The sequence below is a fragment of the Streptomyces sp. NPDC037100 genome (assembly GCF_055606225.1).
Map to the genome: position 1 here is coordinate 251205 of NZ_JBVJSX010000012.1, position 24763 is coordinate 275967.

The 24763-nt window shown below is 69.4% G+C and carries 22 protein-coding genes, 1 rRNA gene and 1 riboswitch; of the genes, 7 read left to right on the forward strand and 16 right to left on the reverse strand.

The genetic code is table 11. The features are described from left to right. Positions 1 to 116: 116 nt before the first annotated feature. The 3 genes from ACZ7EG_RS33095 to ACZ7EG_RS33105 all read left to right on the forward strand — a co-directional run bounded on the left by ACZ7EG_RS33095 (position 117) and on the right by ACZ7EG_RS33105 (position 2656). A complete protein-coding gene (locus ACZ7EG_RS33095; RefSeq protein ID WP_471087105.1) occupies positions 117 to 701 on the forward strand; it encodes a hypothetical protein in 585 nt (194 codons plus the stop codon). 432 nt (positions 702 to 1133) lie between these two features. After that, entirely contained in the window at positions 1134 to 1337 is a 204-nt protein-coding gene (locus tag ACZ7EG_RS33100; protein ID WP_398665845.1) for a DUF5999 family protein, read from the forward strand. A 209-nt stretch (positions 1338 to 1546) separates the two neighbouring features. Beyond that, positions 1547 to 2656: a LacI family DNA-binding transcriptional regulator gene (locus tag ACZ7EG_RS33105; RefSeq protein ID WP_471087109.1), complete on the forward strand. Its 1110-nt coding sequence runs from the start codon at positions 1547 to 1549 to the stop codon at positions 2654 to 2656. On the opposite strand, the gene ACZ7EG_RS33110 is transcribed toward ACZ7EG_RS33105, so the two are convergent. The 4 genes from ACZ7EG_RS33110 to ACZ7EG_RS33125 form a co-directional block, all read right to left on the reverse strand. Further along, entirely contained in the window at positions 2635 to 3684 is a 1050-nt protein-coding gene (locus ACZ7EG_RS33110) for an endo-1,4-beta-xylanase (RefSeq protein WP_471087112.1), read from the reverse strand. The genes ACZ7EG_RS33105 and ACZ7EG_RS33110 overlap by 22 nt on opposite strands. A 54-nt stretch (positions 3685 to 3738) precedes the next feature. Beyond that, positions 3739 to 4503, reverse strand: a complete 765-nt coding sequence (locus ACZ7EG_RS33115; RefSeq protein ID WP_471087198.1) for a carbohydrate ABC transporter permease — start codon at positions 4501 to 4503, stop codon at positions 3739 to 3741. Positions 4504 to 4577: 74 nt separating this feature from the next. Beyond that, on the reverse strand, positions 4578 to 5576 hold the full coding sequence (locus ACZ7EG_RS33120) for a carbohydrate ABC transporter permease (protein WP_471087115.1): 999 nt from the start codon (positions 5574 to 5576) through the stop codon (positions 4578 to 4580). Between the two features lie 6 nt (positions 5577 to 5582). Continuing rightward, positions 5583 to 6875 carry an extracellular solute-binding protein gene (locus ACZ7EG_RS33125; protein ID WP_471087201.1) on the reverse strand — a complete coding sequence of 431 codons (1293 nt, stop codon included), beginning with the start codon at positions 6873 to 6875 and terminating at the stop codon, positions 5583 to 5585. A 434-nt stretch (positions 6876 to 7309) separates the two neighbouring features. Here ACZ7EG_RS33125 and ACZ7EG_RS33130 point away from each other — a divergent pair, with 434 nt between their 5' ends. The 3 genes from ACZ7EG_RS33130 to ACZ7EG_RS33140 all read left to right on the forward strand — a co-directional run bounded on the left by ACZ7EG_RS33130 (position 7310) and on the right by ACZ7EG_RS33140 (position 10299). Then, complete coding sequence (locus ACZ7EG_RS33130; RefSeq protein WP_471087118.1) at positions 7310 to 9289, forward strand: APC family permease; 1980 nt, start codon at positions 7310 to 7312, stop codon at positions 9287 to 9289. 91 nt (positions 9290 to 9380) lie between these two features. Continuing rightward, positions 9381 to 9776 carry a TOBE domain-containing protein gene (locus ACZ7EG_RS33135; protein ID WP_471087121.1) on the forward strand — a complete coding sequence of 132 codons (396 nt, stop codon included), beginning with the start codon at positions 9381 to 9383 and terminating at the stop codon, positions 9774 to 9776. A gap of 103 nt (positions 9777 to 9879) precedes the next feature. Next, a complete protein-coding gene (locus ACZ7EG_RS33140; protein ID WP_471087124.1) occupies positions 9880 to 10299 on the forward strand; it encodes a TOBE domain-containing protein in 420 nt (139 codons plus the stop codon). Between the two features lie 64 nt (positions 10300 to 10363). Here ACZ7EG_RS33140 and gcvP read toward each other — a convergent pair whose 3' ends face one another. Further along, a complete protein-coding gene (gene gcvP / locus ACZ7EG_RS33145) occupies positions 10364 to 13249 on the reverse strand; it encodes an aminomethyl-transferring glycine dehydrogenase (protein WP_471087127.1) in 2886 nt (961 codons plus the stop codon). Positions 13250 to 13424: 175 nt separating this feature from the next. Then, positions 13425 to 13520: riboswitch (glycine riboswitch) on the reverse strand. Between the two features lie 113 nt (positions 13521 to 13633). Between gcvP and ACZ7EG_RS33150 the strand changes: the two genes are divergently transcribed. Further along, positions 13634 to 14008, forward strand: a complete 375-nt coding sequence (locus ACZ7EG_RS33150) for a PRC-barrel domain-containing protein (RefSeq protein ID WP_189593721.1) — start codon at positions 13634 to 13636, stop codon at positions 14006 to 14008. Here the strand turns inward: ACZ7EG_RS33150 and ACZ7EG_RS33155 are convergent. The 11 genes from ACZ7EG_RS33155 to rrf all read right to left on the reverse strand — a co-directional run. After that, positions 13927 to 15381 carry a DNA polymerase IV gene (locus ACZ7EG_RS33155; protein ID WP_471087131.1) on the reverse strand — a complete coding sequence of 485 codons (1455 nt, stop codon included), beginning with the start codon at positions 15379 to 15381 and terminating at the stop codon, positions 13927 to 13929. The two genes, ACZ7EG_RS33150 and ACZ7EG_RS33155, sit on opposite strands and share 82 nt — an antisense overlap. Positions 15382 to 15685: 304 nt before the next feature. After that, entirely contained in the window at positions 15686 to 16369 is a 684-nt protein-coding gene (locus ACZ7EG_RS33160) for a MerR family transcriptional regulator (RefSeq protein ID WP_471087134.1), read from the reverse strand. A 286-nt stretch (positions 16370 to 16655) separates the two neighbouring features. Further along, a complete protein-coding gene (locus tag ACZ7EG_RS33165; RefSeq protein ID WP_003988851.1) occupies positions 16656 to 17129 on the reverse strand; it encodes a bifunctional nuclease family protein in 474 nt (157 codons plus the stop codon). Positions 17130 to 17214: 85 nt separating this feature from the next. Beyond that, positions 17215 to 17952, reverse strand: a complete 738-nt coding sequence (gene ftsR, locus ACZ7EG_RS33170) for a transcriptional regulator FtsR (protein ID WP_471087138.1) — start codon at positions 17950 to 17952, stop codon at positions 17215 to 17217. 51 nt (positions 17953 to 18003) lie between these two features. Continuing rightward, positions 18004 to 18957 (reverse strand): FHA domain-containing protein, encoded by a 954-nt coding sequence (locus ACZ7EG_RS33175; RefSeq protein ID WP_471087141.1) that lies wholly within the window; start codon positions 18955 to 18957, stop codon positions 18004 to 18006. Positions 18958 to 19018: 61 nt separating this feature from the next. Next, the gene (locus ACZ7EG_RS33180; RefSeq protein ID WP_471087144.1) at positions 19019 to 19993 is read right to left on the reverse strand and encodes a DUF881 domain-containing protein; all 975 of its coding nucleotides are present in this window, start codon (positions 19991 to 19993) and stop codon (positions 19019 to 19021) included. Positions 19994 to 19998: 5 nt separating this feature from the next. Next, positions 19999 to 20331: a small basic family protein gene (locus ACZ7EG_RS33185; RefSeq protein WP_003988855.1), complete on the reverse strand. Its 333-nt coding sequence runs from the start codon at positions 20329 to 20331 to the stop codon at positions 19999 to 20001. Continuing rightward, positions 20328 to 21242: a DUF881 domain-containing protein gene (locus ACZ7EG_RS33190; protein WP_471087147.1), complete on the reverse strand. Its 915-nt coding sequence runs from the start codon at positions 21240 to 21242 to the stop codon at positions 20328 to 20330. Before ACZ7EG_RS33190 ends, ACZ7EG_RS33185 begins: the two co-directional genes overlap by 4 nt. Positions 21243 to 21340: 98 nt before the next feature. After that, positions 21341 to 23836 carry a sugar phosphate nucleotidyltransferase gene (locus ACZ7EG_RS33195; protein WP_471087150.1) on the reverse strand — a complete coding sequence of 832 codons (2496 nt, stop codon included), beginning with the start codon at positions 23834 to 23836 and terminating at the stop codon, positions 21341 to 21343. Positions 23837 to 23950: 114 nt separating this feature from the next. Then, positions 23951 to 24559, reverse strand: a complete 609-nt coding sequence (locus ACZ7EG_RS33200) for a CDP-alcohol phosphatidyltransferase family protein (protein ID WP_471087153.1) — start codon at positions 24557 to 24559, stop codon at positions 23951 to 23953. Positions 24560 to 24668: 109 nt separating this feature from the next. Then, positions 24669 to 24763: ribosomal RNA gene (gene rrf / locus ACZ7EG_RS33205) — 5S ribosomal RNA — on the reverse strand; the annotation flags it as partial.

A 24763-nucleotide genomic window follows, 5' to 3' on the forward strand; every position in this document is an offset into this window, starting at 1 on the left:
CCCCACCCCCTCTCGTTCTCATGACCCGGCCCCTGCCGCTCTGACCCCCGTGAGCAGACAGCGCCGTCCGCCCCCGCCCTCGTGCCACCGTGCCTTTGAATGAGAGGCGACCCACCATGCCGCTGCATGTCCCTCCGGCTCCCGCGCCCGCACTCCGCTCCGTCCTCACCGCCCTCTCCTCGCCCACAGCGGTCCGCGAAGCCCGCACTCCCTCCCTGCTCGGCACCCAGGGACCCGCCACACCCGAGCTGCCCCTGCCCGTGCACGTCCTCGACCACGTCACGGCCGAGGGCGTGTCCGCGACCCGGCTGGCCGGGTGGCGCTTCCTGATCCGCTGCGGCGACCACGTCGTGGCGGCGGCGGAGACCATGCTGACCGCCGACGGCTGGACCTTCTCCCACTTCTTCGAGGGCCCGTACATCACCTCCACCGAGCGCGCCCTGCGTCAGGCCGAGACGATGCCTCAGCCGTACCAGCCCCGTCTGCTGTCGGTGCCCGGCCTGTACATGCTGACGCTCTGGCTGCACGAGGACTGCTCCGCGGACGCCGCCGCCGGTCACCCTGCCGCCACCGACCTGCTCGTCCCGCTGGCGCCGGCGCCGCCCGGCATCGCGGCCCACCGCCCGCACCGCGTCTCCGAACTCCTCCCGGTGCTCACCCATCGAGTGACTCCCGACAGACTTCTCGGATCACCCGCCTGAAGCACCGCGCGGCTCCCCCACCCCGTCGCCGAATTCCGGCGGCGGGGTCGTTCTTTCACCGCCGGTCGACCACCGACCGCTCGCACGATCTCTCTATCGCTCACACGATCGCTCGTACGAGCGATGAATAGCTCGTACGAGCCGGAATAGACGTCGACCCGAGCGGACTAGCCCTATCCGGCTACTGCGAACCACCCGAAGAGACAGCCCAGTTGGGATGAACCGTCCGCGCGGGTGACGCGTCCTGAACCTGTGAGAAGCGGTGCCGCGAAATCCCTGCGGATCGACGCCCGTGGGGCAACACTGGGTTCCGACGACTTATCACAACGGGGGGCGGCCATGAACGACACTTCTAGCCGCGGAACAGACACGACAGCCCACTCGGACACGTCAATACCACCGTCCGTCTCGACACAGCGAAAGATCCCACCCATGTGCCAGCACCAGACCCAGTGCCCCTCAGCAGAATCCGCCGACCGGGAATCCGCCCGCCTCGTGGCGCACCACCCGGAGCAGGGGTGGAGCCTGCTGTGCAACGGCGTGGTGCTCTTCGAGGACACCGGCGAACTCCTGCCGGACGGCCGGGCCATCGCCCCGCACCGTCCGGTGGCCGGCCAGGTGATGACGGCCGCCTGAGGCCGTCGGCGGGGTGCTGTCCCGCCGTACGACATGCGGGGCCGGTGCGCAGGACACCCTGCGCACCGGCCCCTACGCATGTCCGACAGCCGTCACTGAACGTCACTTCCCGCCACGTGGCGTTCCCGGCCCGTACGCCTTCCCACGGATGCGTCCTTCCGGAAGACTCCTGGAAGTTTCGCGGTCACCCGTCGACGGAGGTGGGGCTGGTGGGATCAGCTGGGGGCGACGCCGGGGTCAGGGTCACGATCACGGAGATCGCCCGACAGGCAGGTGTGTCCGTACCGACCGTGTCCCGGGTCGTCAACGGCCGGTCCGATGTGTCGCCGCGGACCCGGGCCCGGGTCGAGGACCTGCTGCGCCGGCACGGTTATCGCAAGCGTCTCGCGGCCCCCGGCACCCGCGCCGCCCTGCTCGACCTGGTCTTCAACGATCTCGACAGCCCCTGGGCCGTGGAGATCATCCGCGGGGTCGAGGAGGTCGCGCACGCCGCCGGGGTCGGCACGGTGGTGTCGGCCATCCACGGGCGTTCCGGCGACGCCCGCGAGTGGATGCGCAACCTGAGGGTCCGCGCCTGTGACGGGGTCGTCCTCGTGACGTCCGCCCTGGATCCGACACTCCACGAGGAGCTGAACATCCTCGGCGTGCCCCTGGTGGTCGTCGACCCGGCGGGCTCCGCGGCCCTCGACGCCCCCACGATCGGCGCCGCGAACTGGGCGGGCGGTCGGGCGGCCACCGAGCACCTGCTGTCCCTCGGCCACCGCCGGATCGGCCTGATCGCCGGACCGCCCCGCCTGCTGTGTTCCCGGGCCCGCCTGGACGGCTACCGCGCGGCCCTGGAAGGGCCCGGCATCCCGATGGACGCCTCCCTCGTCGTCCCCGGCGACTTCCGCCCCGAGTCCGGTTTCACCGCCTGCAACACCCTGCTCGACCTGCCCGAGCCGCCGACCGCGCTGTTCGCGGCCAGCGACCAGATGGCGCTCGGCGCGATCGAGGCACTGCGCCGGCGCGGTCTTCGGGTGCCGCAGGACATGAGCGTGGTCGGCTTCGACGACCTTCCGGAGGTCCGCTGGTCGGCACCGCCTCTGACGACGGTCCGCCAGCCCCTGGCCGACATGGGCAGACTGGCCGTGCGCACAGTGCTCCGTCTGACCCGTGACGAGCAGCCGGACTCATCGCGGGTGGAGCTGGGCACAGAACTGGTGGTCCGTGCGAGCACGGCGCCTTTGGCCTGCCCCCCCATACGAGGAACGGCGCCCCACCACCCCCTGTCCGGTGGGGCGCCGCCCGCCCCCCGCTACCTCCCCCCGAGCGCCTGACGCAGCGCGAAGTACGCGGGCTTCCGCCGCAGTTCCTCGTCCCACGGCAGGGCCGCGCCCTCGCCGGGGAAGAACGCGGGGATCCACGAGTACTTGTCGGTGTAGTCCCACAGGGTGATGCCCACGCAGCGACGGACCGCCAGGCACGCCTCGGTCAGATCGGCGTACCACTCGGCCTGCTGAGCCAGCTTCTCCTCGGTCGCGGGCAGCTGCATCCGTATGTCGACCTCGGTGAGCGCGGTGTCGAGGCCGAGCCGGGAGAAGCGGCGAAGGTTGTCCTCGAGGGTGCTCGGATAGCCGTACTGCAGAGCCAGATGAGCTTGCAGGCCGATGCCGTGCAGCGGGACGCCCGCCGCCTTGAGCTCCTTGGCCAGCCGGTAGTAGGCGTCGCTCTTCGGGCCTACGCCTTCGATGTTGTAGTCGTTGAGGTACAGCTTGACCCGTGGATCTGCCTGGTGGGCCCAGCGCAGCGCGTCGGCGATGTAGCCGGGCCCCAGCGTCTTGTAGAAGACCGACTCCCGGTACGTGCCGTCCTCGTTGAACGCCTCGTTGACGACGTCCCAGGCGAACACCTTGCCCCGGTAGTGCCGTACCTCCGTCTGGATGTGTTTCTTCAGTACGGCCCTCAGCTCGGGGGCCGTCCACTCCCTGTCCGTGAGCCATCCGGGCAGCTGGCTGTGCCAGACCAGGGTGTGGCCACGCACCTTCTGCCGGTTGGCCCGGGCGAGGTTCACGATCTCATCGCCCGCTGAGAAGTCGAACACCCCCTGCTGGGGCTCGGTCGCGTACCACTTCATGCCGTTGCCGGGTGTGATCTGGTCGAACTCGCTGCCCAGCAGGGCCTTGTAGGGCCCGTCCACGAGCTCGGGGTTGTCGGTGGCGCTGCCGAAGTAGCGGCCGTGCCGCTGTGCGAGGTCGGCGAGGGTGGGCTGATGGTGACCCGCCCGGGCGGGCGTGCCGGCACCGATGCCGGCGGCGACCAGGAGCGCGGCGACGGCGCCGACGAGTCTGAGACGGGTGGTGCGCATGGTGCGACTCCTCACAACGGGTGGGTGGGTAGAGCCGTACGTTCGCGGCGCGCGTCAGCCCTTGGTGGCGCCGGCGGTGAGGCCGCCCACGAGCTGACGCTCGGCGACGGAGTAGAAGGCGAGGGCGGGCACCATGGCCAGCACCAGATAGGCGAAGACCTTGGCGTACTCCGCGGAGTACTGCCCCTGGAACTGCTGGACGCCGATCGGCAGGGTCCACCACTGCGCGTCGGTGAACACCAGCAGCGGCAGGAAGAAGTTGTTCCAGCTGGTGACGACGGCCAGCACGGATACCGTGCCGAGCGCGGGCCGGGCCATGGGCAGCAGCACCCGCCAGAAGAAGCCGAACGAGCTGCACCCGTCGAGCGTGGCCGCCTCCTCCAGCTCGCCGGGGATCTGCCGGAAGAAGCCCCGCAGGATGATGATCGTCATCGGCAGTCCGAAGGCGGCCTGCGGGAGGATCACACCGAGCGGGTTGTCCAGCAGGTCCAGCGAGCGCAGCAGCAGGAACAGCGGCAGGGCCGCCACGGCGAACGGGAACATCAGCCCCATGGTGAACAGCGTGAACAGGACCTCCCGGCCGCGGAAGGCGAACCGCGCGAAGGAGAAGGCCGACAGGGCGGAGACCGCGACGACCAGGACGGTCGTGCCCACCGCGATCAGCGTGCTGTTGCCGATCAGCCGCCAGAAGTCCCCCGAGCCGAGGATCTGGGTGTAGTTGGAGGTGACCCACGACTCGGGCAGTCCGACCGGGTTGCGGGAGAGCTCGTCGGTGGACTTGAAGCCGGAGAGCGCCGCGTAGAGCAGGGGGACGGCCATGACGGCCCCGACGACGACCAGGACGAGGTGCAGGCTCCAGGTCTTCCCGCGTGCACGTGTCTTCTGACTGGCTGTCACTTTCCGTCACCCCGCATGGTCGTGGTGGCCCCTTGAAGGTCGCGCCGGAGGACGAACCGCTGGTAGGCGAGGGCGAAGACGAGGCTGATGCCGAACATGACCACGCTGATCGCGCTGGCGTAGCCGACCTGGTAGCGCTTGAAGCCGTACTGGAACATGGTCACGGCCATGGTCTCGGAGTGGTGGTCGGGGCCGCCCGCGGTCGTCACCCACACCAGGTCGAAGAGCTGGATCGACCCGATGACCGCGAGGAACACGCTGATGCGCAGGGTGGGCGCGAGCAGCGGCAGGGTGACGTTGCGGAAGCGCTGCCAGGCACTCGCCCCGTCGATGAGCGCCGCCTCGGTCAGTTCCCTCGGGACGGCCTGGAGCCCGGCCAGGTACAGCATCATGTGGAAGCCGAAGTACTTCCAGGTCATGACCAGGAACACGGTCGCCATGACGGTGGACGGATCCGCGAACCACTCCCCGCCCAGCCCGTCGAGGCCGAGCCTGCCGAGGACCTGGTCGGCGAAGCCGTCGTCCGGGGCGAAGATCATGCCGAAGAGGATGCCGGTGATGGCCTCGGACAGGACGTACGGGGCGAAGAACAGCATCCGGTAGACCGCCCGGCCGCGCATCCGCTGGTTGAGCAGGACGGCCATGGCGAGTGCGAACGGCAGCTGCAAGGCGAGCGAGAGCACGACCAGGACCAGACAGCGCCACAGGTCGCCGAGGAAGACGTCGTCCTGGAAGAGGCGGGTGAAGTTCTCGCCGCCGACGTAGTCGGAGGGCATGCCGAATCCGCCCCAGCGGAAGAACGCGGCGTACAGGGCGAACAGCATCGGCAGCAGCACGAGCCCCATGAACAGCACCAGGGCCGGGAGCTGGAAGCCGGCCGCGGTGAGCCAGTGCAGCGCGCGTCGCCGGGTCCGCCCCGTGGGCCGGGCCGCGGCCGGGGGCGGCGAACCGGCTCCGGGGCCGGTCCGTTTGTCCGGCAGGAACGTGGAGGTCATCGCCGGCTACTGCTCTTCCTTCGCGGTCTTCGTGATCGACTGCGCGACCTGCCCGGGCGACTTGGAGCCCGCGATGAGCGCGGCCACACTGTCGTTGACCTCCTGGCCGACGGCGGGCGCGTACGCCTGGTCGAGGTAGAGCTGGAAGCCGGTGGCGGCCTTCAACTGGGCCTGTACGGCCTTGATGTTGGGGTCGGCGATGGCGCTCTCGGCCGCCGGGACCACGGGCAGGACACCGGTCTTCTTGACCAGTTCCAGGTCGGTGGCCTCGGACGCGAAGAACTTGAGGAAGTCGACGGCCTCCTGTGGGGCGCCCCTGCGCAGCGCGTGCCCGCCGCCTCCGCCGAACACCTCGGTGATGGCGCCCTTGCCGCCCTCGACCGCGGGGAACGGGAAGAAGCCGAGGTCCTTGCCGAGACCCTTGCCCGCGTCGGCCTGCACCGTGGGCGCCCACTGGCCCATGAGCTCCATGGCCGCCTTGCCGTTGCCGACGGCGGCGGCCTGGCCGGTGGGCGACGAGTAGGCGGCGCCGAGGAAGCCCTTCTGGAACGGCTGCAGGGCGACGAGTTCCTTCAGGTGATCGCCCGCCTCGACGAACGGGGCGCCGGTGAAGTCCTTGTCGTCGTAGGCCTTCTGCAACGCTTCGGCCCCGGCGGTGCGCATGGCGAGGTAGGCCCAGTAGTACATGCCGGGCCACTTCTCCTTGCCGGCCAGGGCCAAGGGCGTGACCTTGGCGGCCTTCAGCTTGCGTACGGCGTCGAGGAAGCCGTTCCAGGTCGTCGGCGGCTCGGCGATGCCGGCCTTCTCGAAGAGCGCCTTGTTGTACCAGAAGCCGATCATGCCGATGTCGAACGGGATGCCGTAGGCCTGGTCGTCGAACAGGTACGGCTCCCGGGCGACCGGCAGCAGGGCGTCGCCCCACGGCTTGGTCCGGTCCGTGAGGTTCTCAACGAGGCCCGCGTCGACCTGCTGCTTCAGCACGCCGCCGCCCCAGGTGTGGAAGATGTCGGGCAGCTTGCCGGAGGCGGTCAGGGCCGTCATCTTCGACTTGTAGGCGTCGTTCTCCAGCTGGACGATCTTTATCTTGACCTTGGGGTTCTGTGCCTCGAACTTCCGCGCGAGAGCGGCCCAGACGGTCTTGGACGGCTCGGTGGTGGAGATGTTCCACCATTCGATCGTGGTCGTCCCGGACGACCCCCCGTCCGAGTCCCCGCCGCATGCGGTCAGTGCCGTCATCCCCAGACCGGCCGCGGCGGAGGCCGCCAGGAAGCCGCGGCGGGACAGTGCCGGGTCGCCCATCATGCGCTCCTCAAGAGTATCGAAAGTTTCGGATCAGAACCAGAAAGCTTCGCTGCTGCCGCACCCTAGAGACAGCGGATAAACGGTGGCAACCCCTTGTGCGAGGTGAATCTCTCGGCAACACTCGGACCTGACGCGGAGACGAAACATTCGAGTTCGAAGACGAACGTTACGAAGTCGACTCCGTCCTGATCACGCAGGGTGTCCGCCAGCGAGTCGACGAGGGTGCACCCGCACCCTTGGCGGCAACGCCGTCCGACGCGCGCTCAGCTCGTGTTTTGAGGGCCGCAGCCGCCCCGGCCGTCAGTCTTAACGGAAGCTTGACGCGCTCAGCCCCTTCGTTCATGGGCCATGGCGTCACGCTCCGCTTACGCTGATCGCGCCGTCCAGTGATGGCCGGAAACACGCTGAGCCGCACGATCGGGAGCACGTCCATGGCCACCACCGAGCACCCGGCACCGAGCCGTCGGGAGCCTTCTGCGCCCAGCCGCCTGCGCGCCTGGATGCTGGAGGGCCTGTCGGACATGGGCAAGGGCGGTGGACACACCGGGCCGCACGCCGAACCGGAGCCTCCGCACCGGGGACAGCGCTGGTGGCGGGTGATGTGCCTGACCGGTGTCGACTACTTCTCGACCCTCGGGTACCAGCCGGGTATCGCGGCCCTCGCCGCCGGACTGCTGTCGCCGATCGCGACCATCGTCCTGGTCGTCGTCACGCTGGCAGGCGCCCTGCCCGTGTACCGCCGCGTGGCCGAGGAGAGCCCTCACGGCGAAGGCTCGATCGCCATGCTGGAGCGGCTGCTCTCCTTCTGGCAGGGCAAGCTGTTCGTCCTGACCCTGCTGGGCTTCGCCGCGACCGACTTCCTCATCACCATCACCCTGTCGGCCGCGGACGCCTCCACCCACCTCGTGGAGAACCCGCATCTGACGGGTGTGCTGCACGACAAGCAGTTGCTGATCACCCTGGTCCTGGTGGCGCTGCTGGGCGCGGTGTTCCTCAAGGGCTTCCTGGAGGCGATCGGTGTCGCGGTCGCCCTCGTCGGTGCCTACCTCGCGCTGAACGCGGTCGTGGTGGTCGTCGGCCTCTACCACGTCATCACGGCCGGTCATGTGATCACCGACTGGTCGAGCGCCCTCACCGCCCAGCACAGCAACGTCTTCGCCATGATCGGCGTCGCCCTGCTCGTCTTCCCGAAACTGGCCCTCGGTCTCTCCGGGTTCGAGACGGGCGTCGCCGTGATGCCGCATGTCAAGGGCGATGCGGACGACACGGAGGAACGGCCGGCCGGACGCATCCGCGACACGAAGAAGCTGCTCACCACGGCCGCCCTGATCATGAGCGTCTTCCTGATCACCACCAGCTTCATCACCACCCTTCTCATCCCGGAGAAGGAGTTCGAGGCGGGCGGCCAGGCCAAAGGCCGTGCGCTCGCCTACCTGGCGCACGACTACCTCGGCAACACCTTCGGCACGGTCTACGACGTCTCGACGATCGCCATCCTCTGGTTCGCCGGCGCGTCCGCGATGGCCGGCCTGCTCAACCTGATGCCGCGCTACCTTCCCCGCTACGGCATGGCCCCGCACTGGGCCCGTGCGGTACGGCCCATGGTCATCGTCTTCACCCTGATCGCCTTCCTGGTCACCTGGATCTTCGACGCCGACGTCAACGCCCAGGGCGGCGCCTACGCCACCGGTGTGCTGGTCCTCATCAGCTCAGCGGCGATCGCGGTGACCATCGCCGCCCGCAAGGCCCGGCAGCGGAACTGGACGATCGCCTTCGCGGTGATCTCCGCGGTGTTCCTCTACACGACCGTGCTCAACGTCATCGAGCGCCCGGACGGCGTGAAGATCGGAGCCTGCTTCATCGCCGGCATCACCCTGGTCTCCCTGTTGTCACGCCTGGCCCGGGCGTTCGAGCTGCGCGTGACCAGCGTGACGCTGGACGACATGGCGGAGCGCTTCATCCGTGACATGGCCAGCCGCCGGATACGGTTCATCGCCAACGAGCCCGACCGACGTGACATCGCCGAGTACCGCGACAAGATCGAGCAGATCCGGCACGACAACGACGTACCTCCCCAGGAGGACTTCGTCTTCGTCGAGGTGACGGTGACCGACCCGTCCGAGTTCGAGGCGGGTCTGACCGTACGCGGCGAGGTGCTGCACGGCCGCTACCGCGTCCTGACCCTGGAGTCGTCCTCCATCCCCAACGCCCTGGCCGCGCTGCTGCTGCACGTTCGCGACACGACCGGCCGGACCCCGCACATCTACTTCGAGTGGACCGAGGGCGGGCCCTTCGCGAACTTCCTGCGTTTCTTCCTGTTCGGCCAGGGCGAGGTCGCCCCGGTGACCCGCGAGGTCCTGCGGGAGGCGGAGCCGGACCGTAAGCGGCGGCCGAGGGTGCACGTGGGGTGAGTCAGACCCTTCGAGCAGTCACGCCATACGCGTTGCACCGAGGGGCAGCCCGCATCCCCCTCCGCCCTCCCCCGCGCCTATCGTGACCGGCATGCAGTCCTACACGATCGGCCAGGCAGCACGGCTGCTCGGCGTCAGCCCGGACACCGCCCGCCGCTGGGCCGACGCGGGTCGCATCACGACCCATCGCGACGAGGCCGGGCGACGGCTCATCGACGGGCGGGACCTGGCCGCCTTCTCCGTCGAGCTCGCCCGGTCCGGCACCGTCGAGGAGGGCACCCCGTACACCTCGGCCCGCAACGCCTTCCCGGGCATCGTCACCGCGATCAAGCTCGGCGACGTCGCCGCCCAGGTCGAGATCCAGGCCGGCCCCCACCGGCTCGTCTCACTGCTCACCCGCGAGGCGGTGGAGGAACTGGGCCTGGAGGTCGGCATGGAGGCGACGGCCCGCGTGAAGTCGACGAACGTCCATATCGACCGCGTCTGAGGCGGGGCCGGGAAGATCGACCGCGTCTGAGGCGGGGTCGGGAAGGGCGACGCACGCCCCCACATACCGTCCCGATCCGCCCACCGGGGCTACCGTGCAACTCATGAGCCTGAGCATCCGCAACCAGCTCCCCGGCACCGTCTCCGCCGTCACCTCCGGCGAGGCCATGGCGACGGTCAGGGTCCGCCTCACCGGCGGCCAGGACCTCACCGCGGCGATCACCCGCGAGGCAGCGGAAGAGCTCCGTCTCGCTCCTGGCACCGCCGTGCGCGCCCTGCTGAAGTCCACGGAGGTCTCGTTGGCCACCGCGCCCATCGAGGGCCTGTCGATCCGCAACCAGCTCCCCGGTAGGGTCACGGACCTCGCCGTCGGCGAGGCGATGGTGTCGGTCCGCCTCACGGTCGAGGGCGGCGAGCTGACCTCCGCGATCACCAGGGATGCCGCGGAAGACCTGGCGCTGTCGCCCGGGATCCCGGTCGTCGCTCTGATCAAGGCGACCGAGGTGTCACTCGCCACCGCATGACGCGGCCGTGAACGGCGAGAGGGGCCCCGCACCGCGGAGCCCCTCCCTGTGACCGGTCGGCCGATCAGTCCTCGTACGCGTCCAACGGCGGGCAGGAGCACACCAGGTTCCGGTCACCGAAGGCCTGGTCGATGCGGCGGACCGGCGGCCAGTACTTGTCGGCGGTCGACACCCCGGCGGGGAAGACGGCCTCCTCGCGGCTGTAGGCGTGCTCCCACTCCCCGGCCAGCGCACCGGCGGTGTGCGGGGCGCCGCGCAGCGGGTTGTCGTCCGCGAGCCACTCGCCGGAGCCGACCTTCTCGATCTCCGCCCGGATGGCGATCATCGCCTCGCAGAACCGGTCCAGCTCGGCCAGGTCCTCCGACTCGGTCGGCTCGATCATCAGCGTGCCGGCCACCGGGAACGACATGGTCGGCGCGTGGAAGCCGTAGTCGATCAACCGCTTGGCGACGTCGTCGACGCTCACGCCGGTCGCCTTGGTCAGCGGCCGCAGGTCGATGATGCACTCGTGGGCGACAAGACCACCGGGACCGGTGTAGAGCACCGGGTAGTGCGGCTCCAGCCGCTTGGCGATGTAGTTGGCGCTGAGCACGGCCACCTGCGTGGCCCGCTTCAGCCCCTCGCCGCCCATGAGCCGGACGTACGCCCACGAGATGGGCAGGATGCCGGCGGAGCCCCAGGGGGCCGCCGAGATGGGGCCGACGCCCGTCTCGGGTCCGGCCTCGGGCTGCAGCGGGTGGTTCGGCAGGTAGGGCGCGAGGTGCTCGCGCACCGCGACCGGGCCGACGCCGGGACCGCCGCCGCCGTGCGGGATGCAGAAGGTCTTGTGCAGGTTCAGGTGCGAGACGTCACCGCCGAAGTGCCCCGGCTTGGCGAGCCCGACGAGCGCGTTGAGATTGGCCCCGTCGACGTAGACCTGCCCACCCGCCTCGTGCACCTGCGCGCAGATCTCGGAGACGTGCTCCTCGAACACACCGTGCGTGGACGGGTACGTGATCATCAGCACGGCCAGCTCGTCGCGGTACTGCTCGATCTTCGCCCGCAGGTCCTCGACGTCGATCTCGCCGTCCCCGGCGGTCTTCACGACCACGACCTTCATCCCCGCCATCACCGCACTGGCGGCGTTGGTGCCGTGCGCGGACGACGGGATCAGGCAGACGGTGCGCTGCTCGTCCCCGTTGGCCCGGTGGTACCCGCGGACGGCGAGCAGCCCGGCCAGCTCCCCCTGCGACCCGGCGTTCGGCTGGAGGGACACCTTGTCGTAGCCGGTGACCTCGGCGAGCCGGTCCTCCAGCTCGTGGATGAGGGTGAGGTAGCCCCCGGCCTGCTCGGCGGGCGCGAAGGGGTGCAGCTGCCCGAACTCGGGCCAGGTGACCGGCTCCATCTCGGTGGTCGCGTTGAGCTTCATGGTGCAGGAGCCCAGCGGGATCATGCCGCGGTCGAGCGCGTAGTCCCGGTCGGCCAGCTTGCGCAGGTAACGCAGCATGGCGGTCTCGGAGCGGTGCTGGTGGAAGACGGGGTGCGTCAGGTAGTCGTCGCTGCGCAGCAGTGCGGCCGGGAGTCCGTCCCCGGTGGCAGCGTCCAGCGCCTCGACGACGCCCTCGACACCGAAGGCGGCCCATACGGCACGCAGCTGGGCCCGCGTCGTGGTCTCGTCGCAGGCGATGGAGACGTGGTCGGCGTCGACGAGGCGCAGGTTGACCCCGTGGTCCCGCGCGGCGGCCACGACCTCGGCGGCCCGGCCCTCGACACGCACGGTCACCGTGTCGAAGTAGGCCCCGTGCACGACCTCGACCCCGCCGCCCGCGAGCCCGGCGGCGAGGACCGTGGCGTACCGGTGGGTGCGCCGCGCGATGCCCTTCAGGCCCTCCGGACCGTGATAGACGGCGTACATGCCGGCCATGACGGCGAGCAGCACCTGCGCGGTGCAGATGTTGCTGGTCGCCTTCTCGCGGCGGATGTGCTGTTCACGCGTCTGCAGGGCCAGCCGGTAGGCCTTGTTCCCGTCGGCGTCCACGGACACGCCGACGAGCCGCCCGGGCAGGCTGCGCGCCATCTTGTCCTGGACCGCCATGTAGCCGGCGTGCGGTCCGCCGAAGCCCATGGGCACACCGAAGCGCTGCGTCGTGCCGACGGCGATGTCCGCCCCGAGCTCACCGGGCGACTTCAGCAGCGTCAGCGCCAGCAGATCGGCGGCGACGGTGACGAGCGCGCCGAGCTCGTGCGCCCGGTCGATGACCGGCTTGATGTCCCGCACGGCACCGGAGGCGCCCGGGTACTGGAGCAGCACGCCGTTGATCTCGCGCTCGGCGATCTCGGCGGGGATGCCCTCGCTGAGGTCGGCGACGACGATCTCGACGCCGGTCGGCTCGGCGCGGGTCTGGATCACGGCGATGGTCTGCGGGAGCGTGTCCGCGTCGACCAGGAACAGGCCCTTCTTGTTCTTGCCCAGGCGCCGCGACAGCGCCATGGCCTCGGCGGCCGCGGTGCCCTCGTCGAGCAGGGAGGCGCCCGAGGTCGGCAGTCCGGTCAGGTCGGCGACCATGGTCTGGAAGTTGAGCAGCGCCTCGAGCCGGCCCTGCGAGATCTCCGGCTGGTACGGCGTGTAAGCCGTGTACCAGGACGGGTTCTCCATCACGTTGCGCATGATGACCGGCGGAGTGAACGTGCCGTAGTACCCGAGGCCGATCATGGAGCCGAGGACCTGGTTGCGGTCGGCGAGGGAGCGCAGCTCGGCGATCACCTCGGCTTCGCTGCGGGCGCCCGGCAGGTCCAGCGCCTCGGCGCTCTTGATCACGGCGGGGACCGCGGCGGCGGTCAGCTCGTCCAGCGAGCCGTAACCGACGTGCGCGAGCATCTTGGCGCAGGCCTCGTGGTCGGGGCCGATGTGGCGCTGCTCGAAGGGCGCTGCCTCTTCGAGCTCGGAGAGCGGAATGCGGTGGGCGGTCATTGCGGAGGCCTCCTGGTCGACGCGACCTGCGAGGGGCACCACGGCGCGGGTACCCGGACGGCCTCCCCCTCTGTCATCTCAACCTGAGAGCTTCACCGGATCGCCCGAAGGCCTCCGGCTTTCACCGTCGGTGAGAGCGGAAGCCGTCGACACCCGCCCTGCTTTCCAGAGTGACCTCGTCCGTGCGGTACGTGTGCCTGAGAGATTCCGGGGAGGATTTGCTCCTTCGGCGCCTCCGATGGTGTCTGGAGGACTCTCCCGCACGGGGTCAACAGCCGATGCCAGCGTACCAGCGAGGCCAACGCACGAACCTTCGAGTGGCCGCATCCCCGCTTGTACCGTTTTGTAGTGTCTACGTATGAGTCGCGACCACGTGGAGGGCCCGTGCGAACCGATATCGATCCGCGCAACCTGATCGGCCGCAAGGCGTTCGACCGCAACGGGACCAGGATCGGCACCATCGACGAGGTCTACCTCGACGACGCCACCGGCGAGCCGGAGTGGGCGGCCATACGGACCGGCCTGTTCAGCAGGGACGCCTTCGTCCCCCTGGAGCCCAGCGAACTGATCGAGGGCGCCCTCCACGTCCCCTTCGAACGCGCCCTGATCAAGGACGCCCCCGACTTCGGTGTGGGCCGCCACCTCTCCCCCGAGCAGGAACTGCAGCTCTACCACCACTACGGTCTCGACGTCGCTGCTCCGCCCCCGCTCCCGGACCGTGACTTCGGCAAGCTCGCCGGTACCGACGAGACGGCCTGAGACCCCGCCCCGGGCCCCCCGCCTCCCCCGTCCGGCCCACGTAACACCAACGGCAACGGATCCGCCGCCTCCAGCTCCGGATCGTCGACCCGGAACGTCCGCACCCGCCCGGGCTCCGAGTCGGGCGTCTCGAACCGTACGGTGACCCGCCCCAGGCCACTGCCCTGCACCCAGCCGTGCCCGAACTCGGCGTGCCGCACATCGTGCCCGGCGGGCCAGCGCCGCTCGGCGAGCGGCGGCTGCTCCTCGGCCGGCGCCACGGAATGCTCCTCGGCGGGACTCTCCGCGACCGCCCGCTCCCCCGCCGCCTGGGCGAACAGGTCCTCCTGCGTGTAATCGGCGAGACCGCTGACCCCCACCCCGAGCAGCCGCACCCCGCCGGTCGTGTCGACCGAGTCGAGCAGTCTGGCCGCCGCCTCGCGGACCACCGCGGGGTCGTCCGTGGGCCCGCGCAGCGTCTCGGAGCGGGTGAGGGTCGAGAAGTCGTACCTCCGCACCTTCAGCACGATCGTCCGCCCGGAGAGCCCGGACCCGCGCAGCCGCCGCACGCACCGCTCGGCGAGGCGCTGCACCTCCAGCCCGACCCGCGTGCGGTCGTGGATGTCCACGTCGTAGGTGTCCTCCACCGACACCGACTTCGCCTCGCGCTCCGCCACCACGGGCCGGTCGTCCCGTGCCAGCGCCATGGCGTAGAGACCGTGCCCGTGTGCCTTGCCCAGCAGCCGGACCAGCTCGTCCTCGCCCGCCTCGACGATCTCCTCGACCGTGGTGATCCCGGCCCGCCTCAGATGGTCGCCCGTCGCCGGCCCCACTCCCGGCAGTGTCCGCACCGACATCGGCCCGAGCATCGCCCGCTCGGTCCCCGGCTCGATCACCACCAGCCCGTCCGGTTTGGCCTCCTCCGAGGCGATCTTCGCGAGCATCTTGGAGGCGGCGAGCCCCACCGACCCCGTGAGCCCCGTGACAGCACGGATGTCCGCGCGCAGCTTCACCCCGGCCAGCCGTGCCGACCGCTCGTCCCACGCCACTCCGCCGGCCTCCAGGTCCACGAACGCCTCGTCCAGGCTCAGCGGCTCCACCAGCGGCGACAGCGCACGCAGCAACTCCATCACCCGCTCGCTGATCGACCGGTAGAAGGTGAAGCGCGGCACGAGATACGCGGCGTTGGGCGCGAGCCGCCGGGCCTGTCCCATGGGCATCGCCGAATGCACCCCGAAGACCCGCGCCTCGTACGACGCGGTCGCCACCACGCCCCGCGGCCCGAGCCCGCCCACGACCACGGCCTTCCCGCGCAGACTCGGCTTGGACGCCTGCTCCACCGAGGCGTAGAAGGCATCCATGTCGAGATGCAGGATCGTGGGCGAGGTTCTCACACCCCCGATGCTGCCCTACACCACTGACAACGCACCGCCCTGCCGCTCTGAACGCCTCACGGTGAACCGCTCACGACCCCGGCATCCCCTCGCAGAGGCCGCCCACAACCCCGGCGCCCCCTCGCAGAGGCCGCCCACACCCCCGGCAGCGCCCCCTGGCAGAGGCCGCTCACCATCCGGCAGAACCCTCCCGGCCGAACCGCTCACCACCCTGCGACGCCCTCCCGCCGGAAACCGCTTACGGACCGGCGCTGGAAACGTCCCGACTCCTTCGGCCGACTACGCCCCCCTGCCGCAGGACGGCTCAGACGGCCCGGTTCCGCCGGCGCGCCAGCTCGTCCGCCGGGTTGGGCCCGACCAGGGTCTCACCGGTGTCGATCCGCTCACCGTGCAGCTGGGACAGCGCACTCTCGACGTCCCGCCACACCACCCCGACGGCGATCCCGAAGACCCCCTGGCCGCCCTGGAGCAGGGCATGGACCTCGTCGGGCGAAGTGCACTCGTAGACCGTCGCGCCGTCACTCATCAGCGTCATGCGCTCGAGGTCGCTGAAACCGCGTTCCCTGAGGTGCTGAACGGCGGTGCGGATGTTCTGCAGCGACACCCCGGTGTCGAGGAACCGTTTGACGATCTTCAGGACGACCACGTCCCGGAAGCTGTACAGCCGCTGCGTCCCGGACCCGTAGGCGGGGCGCACACTGGGCTCGACGAGCCCGGTGCGGGCCCAGTAGTCCAACTGCCGGTAGGTGATACCGGCGGCCGCACAGGCCGTGGGGCCGCGATAGCCGATCTGCTCGGACGCCATGGACGTCGCCCCTCCGCTGCTCGGCACCGCTGTCGGTCGCTGCGGAACGTGATCGGCCGCACCACCGGGCTGGGGGCATCCCCCTCCCGGGAGAGGCCGTGAGCCGGGGGGAGGGTACGGACCGCTCGCCCTGAGACTGCGCTCGGGGCCGCCCCCAGCCGTACCGTCGCCGCTGCTTCTCACGCCGACCTCCGTCCTTGACCTGCCTTCTCGACGGTAGGCAGTCACCAGGGGTGCGTCAACGATCGCCACACTCGCCACGCCGAGTGATAATCACCCTGAGAGTGGTTTCCCGTGCCCCGTCGCGGGGAAAGGCTAGCCGAATGTGCCCGGAACGGGCCGCGTCACGCTCTCACACGCCACCGGCACATGCGGGCATTTCACCCGTCACACACGGCGGGCGGCCCTGCCACGGACCACATCGTCCGCCGGACCGCCCACACGCTTTCTCAGGCCGCTGCCGAGGAGCTCACTGGCTGCTGCTGCCGAAGTCCTCCGGGGAAATCTGGTCGAGGAACTCGCGGAACTTCTCCACCTCGTCCTCCTGCTCGTCCGGGATCGCGATGCCCGCGTCGTCGAGGACCGTGTCACTGCCGTAGATCGGCGTCCCGGTGCGCAGCGCGAGCGCTATGGCGTCGGACGGGCGGGCGCTCACCTCGACGCCGCTGGCGAAGACAAGCTCCGCGTAGAAGACGCCCTCACGCAGGTCCGTGATGCGCACTTCCGTGAGCTCCTGGCCGACGGCTTCCAACACGTCCTTGAACAGGTCGTGAGTCAGCGGCCGCGCGGGAGCCATGCCCTGCTGGGCGAAGGCGATCGCCGTCGCCTCCCCCGGTCCGATCCAGATGGGGAGGTAACGGTCGCCTCCCACTTCACGCAGCAGCACGATCGGTTGGTTGGAGGGCATTTCGACCCGGACACCTACGACATCGAGCTCGTTCACACAGCAACCCTAGGCCGTGCCCGGGACGTTTGGGTAGTCGGGCCGGGATAGGGCGCCTGATCCAGCCCCCGAACGCCCGGCCGTCTCAGGGCAGCCGCACCCCGAGCGCCGTCTGCACCAGCGCGGCGTGCAGCTTCACCGTGAGCCCCGCCAGCTCCTTGACGCGGGCCTCGGCATGAGCCCTGGTCTGCGGGTTCCGGTGCCGCTTCAGCGGCGCCACCACCTGGTCCACGAGCCCGGCCTCCCGGTCGGCGGCGGCCTTCATCGCCCGCAGGTGCCGCGGCTCGATCCCGAACCGCCCGAGCTCCACGACGAGCAGGGCCACGGTGACCGCCTCGGCGTCGTAGGCCCCGTCCTCCAGTGGGGTGAGGAGCCCGTAGGACTCCCACTCCTTGAGCTCCTGTTCGTCCACGCCGACGGCCGTCAGCAGCTCATCCCGCCCGATCCTGGCCGCTGTGGGCGGCTCGGGCGGCTCGGACGCGGATTCGCCGTCCCGCTGACGACCCACGACCGGCAGCTGCACGGCCTCACCACGCTCCATGGCCTCCAGATGCTCCCGGATCACCTTCAGGGGCAGATAGTGGTCCCGCTGCATCCGCAGGACGCGTCCGAGACGCTCGACGTCATGCGCGCTGAACTTGCGGTACCCCGAGGGGGTCCGCTGCGGCTCGATGAGCCCTTCCGACTCCAGGAAGCGGATCTTGGAGATGGTCACTTCGGGAAACTCACCGCGCAGCGCGTTCAGCACCGCGCCGATGCTCATCAGCCCACTGTCCGTGGCGGCGGTGCCGTGCCCGGCACCGCCGCTCGGTGTATGAAGCATGGACCTTCCCTGACGGATGGACCTTCGCTGGGTCTGCCCGGACGCAGCCGGTCAGTAGCCCCGCTGGCTGGCGTAGAAGACCAGCCGGTACTTGCCGATCTGCACCTCGTCGCCGTTGTTCAGGGCGACCTGGTCGATCCGCTCCCGGTTCACGTACGTGCCGTTCAGACTGCCCACGTCGGCCACCGTGAACGAGCCGTCCTGGGCTCGACGGAACTCCACGTGCCGCCGGGAGACCGTCACGTCGTCCAGGAAGATGTCGCTCTGCGGATGCCGGCCTGCCGTGGTCAGGTCGCCGTCCAGCAGGAAGCGGCTGCCCGAGTTCGGCCCCCGGCGCACGACCAGGAGCGCGGAACCCGGCGGCAGCGCGTCGACGGCGGCCTGCGCCTCGGGGGACAGCGTCGGCATCGGCGTCTGGCCGGTGGTCTCGCTGTCGTAGGCCTCGAGACCGGAGATGGAGATCGTGGAGGTCGTCTCGGACGGACGCTCCGGTGCCGCTCCCGCCCGCAGCGGCGCGCCGCAGTTGGAGCAGAAACGGCTGTTCTCCGCGTTGCGGTTACCGCACCTCGTACACACCAGGGCCGACATCGGATCCTCCTGCCGCGGCTGCCCACCGGGGGCGTTGGACGCGTACGGGTCGGAAAACCCTCCACCCGCACTTGAGGTTGACGGTTGCCCGAAACCTATGCCGCCGGACTGTGCAGGGTCAACCGACGGCGCGCCCTGACCACCGGAAACATCGCCGCCCGGGCCGCCGACCTGGTCCCGGAACAGCGGCCGCTGGCCCTCCGCGTCAGGCTGTGCGCGATGACGAGCGGTCGCGTTGTCACTGCCCTCTCGCGCGCTCTTGCCGAACAACTTCGCAAACAACTTCACGGGCGATTCCCCTTGACCGAAACAGACCCGCCCGTGGGGCAGGACGAACCCTGACTGAACACTCTGGCCGACCCGGACATCCTGACAACGTCCGTCTGCACCAGACAGTTTCCACCACGCACCGCCCATTCGGTGCGCCGACCCCCCGCAACCTCATGCCCTCGCCGAACGCCGCCCATGCACCCCCGGTTCACTGCGAGGACGACCGAGCGTAGTCAGGGCGCTTCGCTGCTCGCAAGGCGTCCACGACGATGTCGGTGGACCGCTCGATCGTTACGGTTGCCTGTTCCTTCTCGAGAGTCTGCACCACGCCTCCGGGAATGTTGAGCGCCGGCTCGAGGTCCTGCGGCTTGCCGATGACCTTGAAACGATAGGGCGCGTTGATCTTGTTCCCGTCGACGCCCACACCCTTGCCCGAATCCGTGAGATACGTGCCCGCGACCACCCGAACACCGTTGACCTGGATCGCCTCGGCACCCGCCGCGCGCAGCTCCTGGATCGCGTCGAGCAGCATGTCCGCCTCGACCGTCCCCTTCGTGTCCTGGATCGTCATGGTGATGCCGGGCCCCTGCGCGGCCACCGTGCCCGCCAGGATGCCGAGTTGCCTCTCCTTCTCGACCGTCTGCTTCCGGGCCTCTTCTGCCTGGTCGGAGCTGTTCTCCAGCTCGTCGCGCTGCTTCTCGAGACCCTGCTTCTCGTCCTCAAGACGTTGAGTACGGTCATCCAGTTCATCGAGGATGCGCACAAGATCTTCCTGTCGCGCGCCACGCAGCGCGCTGTCGCTGTCGCTGTTCGACGCCACTTGCACCGCCAGCCCGAACCCGAGGCCGAACAGCAGCACGGCCACGATGAGTTGGGCCCGGGTGACACGCGGCGGCCACACCCCCTGTGCCAGCCGCTGCCGGCCGGTCAGCCGCGGCTCGGTGTCGGGCTGCGGTTCCAGTGCCTGCTCGGTCTGCGGTTCCGGTGCCTGCTCGGGCTCCGGCTCCGCCGGGGCCTTCCCGGCCGCGGGCGCCGTCGCGGGCCCGGCCCCAGGAACCTCCTGGGGCAGCTCCTTGCGCAACCTGTTCCCGGACTCGCCGCTGCCGTCCCGCGCGTCGCCCCGCCCCTCGGCGGGATCGGCGGGCTTGACCGGCTTGACGGGCTTCTCGTCGTGTTCGCTCATCGGCCTCACGCCCGGAACACGTGCCGGCGGATCGCCGCGGCGTTGGAGAAGATCCGGATGCCGAGGACGACCACCACACCGGTGGACAGCTGCGCACCCACACCCAGCTTGTCCCCCAGGAACACGATCAAAGCGGCCACGACCACGTTCGACAGGAACGACACCACGAAGACCTTGTCGTCGAAGATCCCGTCGAGCATGGCCCGCAGCCCGCCGAAGACGGCGTCGAGCGCCGCCACGACGGCGATCGGCAGGTAAGGCTCGACCACCGCCGGAACCTCAGGCCGGACCAACAGGCCGGCCACGACTCCCACGACGAGGCCCAGTACGGCGATCACGATGTGCCCTTCTCGCTCTTCTCAGTGCTCGGCTGTGCTGTACGTACGATCACACTCGGTGCGGCGGGCAGCCGGAGGTCGTCCTCTACGGAGATGCTCGTCCTGATGCCGTAGCTCTCCTGCAGCGCGTTGAGATACAACCCGTCCGCGCTGTTCTGGAACCGTGTGCTCAGCCGCCGCCCGTCCCCCACCGCGAGCACCGTGTACGGCGGCACCAGCGGTTTGTTGTCGACCAGTATGGCGTCCCCGGCGGCCCTGATCGCGGACAGCGCCGTCAACCGCTGCCCGTTGACGGAGACGGCCTCGGCACCCGACTCCCACAGCCCGTTGACCACCCTCTGCATGTCCCGGTCACGCACGCGGCCGGTGTCGGAGAAGCCGGAGGTCTCCCGCGGGTTGCCATCGCCACCGGAGGCGGCTTCCTTGGCGTCGTTCACCACGAGCTTCACACCGGGGCCGTGCACCGCGACCGCCCCCGACAGGATCCCCGCCAGGTCGGAGTCGGCGCTGCCGCCGCTGTGCTTCAGCGCCTCGCGCTGTCGTGCGCCCACGTCCGCGCGCAGCTCGTCGACGGTGTCCTCCAGCTTGTCCGCCGCCTCGGTCTCCCGGTCGATGCGGTCGACCAGCTCTTCCCGCTCCTTGGCGACGACCGGGGCTGCGACCCGCGCCTGTGCCGCCCCGACGGTGACGACGAGGGCCGCGAGCACCAGTCCGGCGGCGAGCCCCAGTTTCGCCCTGAGAGTCTTCGGCATGCCGCTGTCACCCGCGGCCTTCTTGCGCTCGGCGGCCTCGGCGTAGCCGTCGTCGAGGCTGTGGTCCATGACGTTGGTGAGCAACGACATGGACGCATCCGGGCGCCGGGGCCGCGTGGGTGTGCTCCGAATGGGGGGTTGCTGCGGCATGCCGCACATCGTCGCACGTCGCGAGCACTACCTCCGAACGGGCCCACCGGCGTGCCGGACAGGCCCCGTTGGGGACACTTGTCCGGCACGCACGCGTGCAGCCCGTTCTACCGGCCGGCGCTGTCCACGACCGCCGACCATTCGTCGAGCAGGGCCTGCGCGGAGGCGTCGTCCGGCCCCTCGGCCCACAGGTGGGTGACGGCCTCGGCCGGGTCGGGCAGCACCATCACCCAGCGGCCGTCGGTCTCCACCACACGCACACCGTCCGTGGTGTCCACGAAGCGATCTCCGGCCGCTTCGACGACCCGACGCATCACGAGCCCCTTGACGGCCCACGGGGTCGCCAGATCGCGCTTCAGGACGTGCGCCCGCGGAATGCGCGCGTCGATCTGGCTGAGCGTGAGCTGCGTCCGCGCCACGAGTCCGATGAGCCGCACGAAGGCCGCGGTGGCGTCGTACACGCTGCTGAACTCGGGGACGATGAAGCCGCCCTTGCCGTCACCGCCGAAGATCGTCCCTTCCTCGCCGCCGACGCGCGTGAGGTCGTCGGGAGAAGTGGTCGTCCACTCGACCTGCGTGCCGTGGTACGCAGCCACCTGCTCGGCGATCCGGGTCGTGGTCACCGGAAGCGCGACCCGTCCACTGCGCCGCTCGGCGGCGACGAGGTCCAGCATCACGAGCAGCGCCCGGTCGTCCTCGATGATCCTGCCCTTCTCGTCGACGAGCGACAGCCGCTCACCGACGGGGTCGAACCGCACACCGAACGCGGCTCCCGAAGACGCCACGATCTCCCCGAGCCGCACCATCCCCGACCGCCGCATGTCGGCCGTCTCGGTCGGCCTGGACTCGTCGAGACCGGGGTTGATCGTCAGCGAGTCGACCCCGAGCTTGCCGAGCAGGCTCGGCAGCACCAGTCCCGCGCTTCCGTTGGACGCGTCCACGACGACCTTCAGCCCGGAGTCCGCGATCCCGGTGGTGTCGACGTTCCGCAGCAGCGACCCGGTGTACGAGTCGAAGACACTGGCCGGGAAGTGCAGGTCACCGATCTCACCGGGGAAGGCTCGGCGGTACTCCTGCCGCGCGAACACCCGGTCCAGCTTCCGCTGGCTGCCCTGCGACAGGTCGGCGCCGTTCCCGTCGAAGAACATGATGTCGACGGAGTCCGGCACCCCGGGCGTGGTACGGATCATGATGCCGCCCGCACTGCCGCGCGCAGTCTGTTGCCGGGCCACGGGCAGCGGCACGTTCTCCAGGTCCCGCACGTCGATCGCGCTGGCCTGCAGCGCGGAGATCACCGCCCGCTTCAACGCACGAGCACCACGCGAGTGGTCCCGGGCCGTGGTGACGGTCGAGCCCTTCTTCAGCGTCGTGGCATACGCGCCCGCGAGACGCACCGCGAGTTCCGGCGTGATCTCCACGTTGAGGATGCCGGAGACACCACGGGCACCGAAGAGGTGCGCCTGGCCCCTGGATTCCCAGATCACCGAGGTGTTGACGAAGGCGCCGGCCTCGATGGTCTTGAACGGGTAGACCCGAACATTGCCCTGGACGATCGATTCTTCACCGATCAGGCACTCATCACCGATGACCGCCCCGTCCTCGATCCGCGCCGCACGCATGATGTCGGTGTTCTTGCCGACCACGCAGCCACGCAGATTGCTGTGCGGCCCCACGTAGACGTTGTCGTGAACGACGGCCTTGTGCAGGAACGCGCCGCTCTTGACGACCACGTTGGAGCCCACGACGGTGTGCTCACGGATTTCGGCTCCGGCCTCGACCTTGGCATAGTCGCCGATATAGACAGGTCCACGGAGTACGGCGTCGGAATGGACCTCCGCGCCCTCGGCGACCCACACACCCGGGGAGATCTCGAAGCCGTCGATGTCGACGTCGACCTTGCCCTCGAGGACATCGGCCTGCGCCTTCACATAGCTCTCGTGGGTGCCGACGTCCTCCCAGTAGCCCTCGGCGATGTAGCCGTAGACGGGCTTGCCTTCCTTCATCAGCTGCGGGAAGACATCACCGGACCAGTCGACGGGCACGTCGGGCTCGACGTAGTCGAAGACCTCGGGCTCCATCACGTAGATGCCGGTGTTCACCGTGTCGGAGAAGACCTGGCCCCAGGTGGGCTTCTCGAGGAAGCGCTCCACCTTGCCTTCCTCGTCGACGATGGTGATACCGAATTCCAGCGGGTTGGGCACACGCGTCAGACAGACGGTGACCAGCGCGCCCTTCTCCTTGTGGAAATTGATGAGCTCGGTGAGGTCGAAATCCGTGAGAGCGTCACCGGAGATGACGAGGAAGGCATCGTCCTTCAGCGCCTCCTCGGCGTTCTTGACGCTCCCGGCGGTACCGAGTGGCTTCTCCTCATTGGCATAGGTGAGCTCCATGCCCAGCTCTTCGCCGTCACCGAAGTAGTTCTTGACGAGCGAGGCCAGGAACTGGACGGTCACGACTGTTTCGTTCAGCCCATGCCTTTTGAGCAGCCGAAGAACATGCTCCATGATCGGCCGGTTTGCCACCGGCAGAAGCGGCTTGGGCATGCTTGAGGTCATAGGGCGAAGGCGCGTGCCTTCGCCTCCGGCCATCACGACGGCCTTCATGTCGGAAGCGTCCTCCTCGAAGAGACGGTCTAGCCGACTTCCCCCGCCTGGATTGTCCCGCACTTATCCGGTACAGGCCATCGCTCCGCTACGGCAGCAGGACCATCCGAGAGTTCAATCGGCCGTGGCGTCCGCACGGACCAGGCGGCGGACTTGTACCACGTAGAGGACTCCTGCCCACCAGTACAGGGTTGTACCCCATCCGGCGAACGCCCATCCGAAAATAGCAGCCAGTGACGAGATCCAGCTGCTTCCGTCACTCAGCAGAAGCAGGGGGAAGGCGTACATCAGGTTGAAGGTGGCGGCCTTACCCAGGAAGTTCACCTGGGGCGGCGGATAGCCGTGCCGGCGGAGGATGCCCACCATCACCAGCAGAACCAGCTCTCGCGCAAGAAGTGCGGCGGTCAACCAGAGGGGCAGAATCTCACGCCAGGTGAGGCCGATCAGGGTCGAGAGAATGTAGAGCCGATCGGCTGCGGGATCGAGGAGCCGGCCGAGGCTGCTGATCTGGTTCCAGCGCCGCGCGAGCTTGCCGTCCAGATAGTCGCTGACACCGCTCAGAGCGAGCACCAGAAGGGCCCAGCCGTCACTCTGGGGTCCACCGAACTCAGGGAGCAGGATCAGCCACAGGAAGACGGGTACGCCGATGAGGCGGGCCATGCTGAGGATGTTCGGGATGGTGAGCACACGGTCCGTCTGGACGCGAGTCTCCTGAACCTCCACCCGGGGGCCTCCTGTGGGAAACGTGCCAACGATGCCCCCTGACCTTACCTCAACGCAAAAAAGCTCTGGCTCTTGGGCTGTGTGCCCAAGAGCCAGAGCTCTAAAAGGAGTTCGGCGGCGTCCTACTCTCCCACAGGGTCCCCCCTGCAGTACCATCGGCGCTGTAAGGCTTAGCTTCCGGGTTCGGAATGTAACCGGGCGTTT

Coding starts and splice junctions, on each gene's coding strand:
- ACZ7EG_RS33130 (WP_471087118.1), top strand. CDS start 7,310: ATGGCCACCACCGAGCACCCGGCACCGAGCCGTCGGGAGCCTTCTGCG.
- gcvP (WP_471087127.1), bottom strand. CDS start 13,249: ATGACCGCCCACCGCATTCCGCTCTCCGAGCTCGAAGAGGCAGCGCCC.
- ACZ7EG_RS33110 (WP_471087112.1), bottom strand. CDS start 3,684: ATGCGCACCACCCGTCTCAGACTCGTCGGCGCCGTCGCCGCGCTCCTG.
- ACZ7EG_RS33120 (WP_471087115.1), bottom strand. CDS start 5,576: ATGACCTCCACGTTCCTGCCGGACAAACGGACCGGCCCCGGAGCCGGT.
- ACZ7EG_RS33095 (WP_471087105.1), top strand. CDS start 117: ATGCCGCTGCATGTCCCTCCGGCTCCCGCGCCCGCACTCCGCTCCGTC.
- ftsR (WP_471087138.1), bottom strand. CDS start 17,952: ATGCTTCATACACCGAGCGGCGGTGCCGGGCACGGCACCGCCGCCACG.
- ACZ7EG_RS33140 (WP_471087124.1), top strand. CDS start 9,880: ATGAGCCTGAGCATCCGCAACCAGCTCCCCGGCACCGTCTCCGCCGTC.
- ACZ7EG_RS33180 (WP_471087144.1), bottom strand. CDS start 19,993: ATGAGCGAACACGACGAGAAGCCCGTCAAGCCGGTCAAGCCCGCCGAT.
- ACZ7EG_RS33135 (WP_471087121.1), top strand. CDS start 9,381: ATGCAGTCCTACACGATCGGCCAGGCAGCACGGCTGCTCGGCGTCAGC.
- ACZ7EG_RS33175 (WP_471087141.1), bottom strand. CDS start 18,957: ATGGGCGGTGCGTGGTGGAAACTGTCTGGTGCAGACGGACGTTGTCAG.
- ACZ7EG_RS33195 (WP_471087150.1), bottom strand. CDS start 23,836: ATGAAGGCCGTCGTGATGGCCGGAGGCGAAGGCACGCGCCTTCGCCCT.
- ACZ7EG_RS33115 (WP_471087198.1), bottom strand. CDS start 4,503: ATGGCCGTCCCCCTGCTCTACGCGGCGCTCTCCGGCTTCAAGTCCACC.
- ACZ7EG_RS33100 (WP_398665845.1), top strand. CDS start 1,134: ATGTGCCAGCACCAGACCCAGTGCCCCTCAGCAGAATCCGCCGACCGG.
- ACZ7EG_RS33190 (WP_471087147.1), bottom strand. CDS start 21,242: ATGTGCGGCATGCCGCAGCAACCCCCCATTCGGAGCACACCCACGCGG.
- ACZ7EG_RS33125 (WP_471087201.1), bottom strand. CDS start 6,875: ATGGGCGACCCGGCACTGTCCCGCCGCGGCTTCCTGGCGGCCTCCGCC.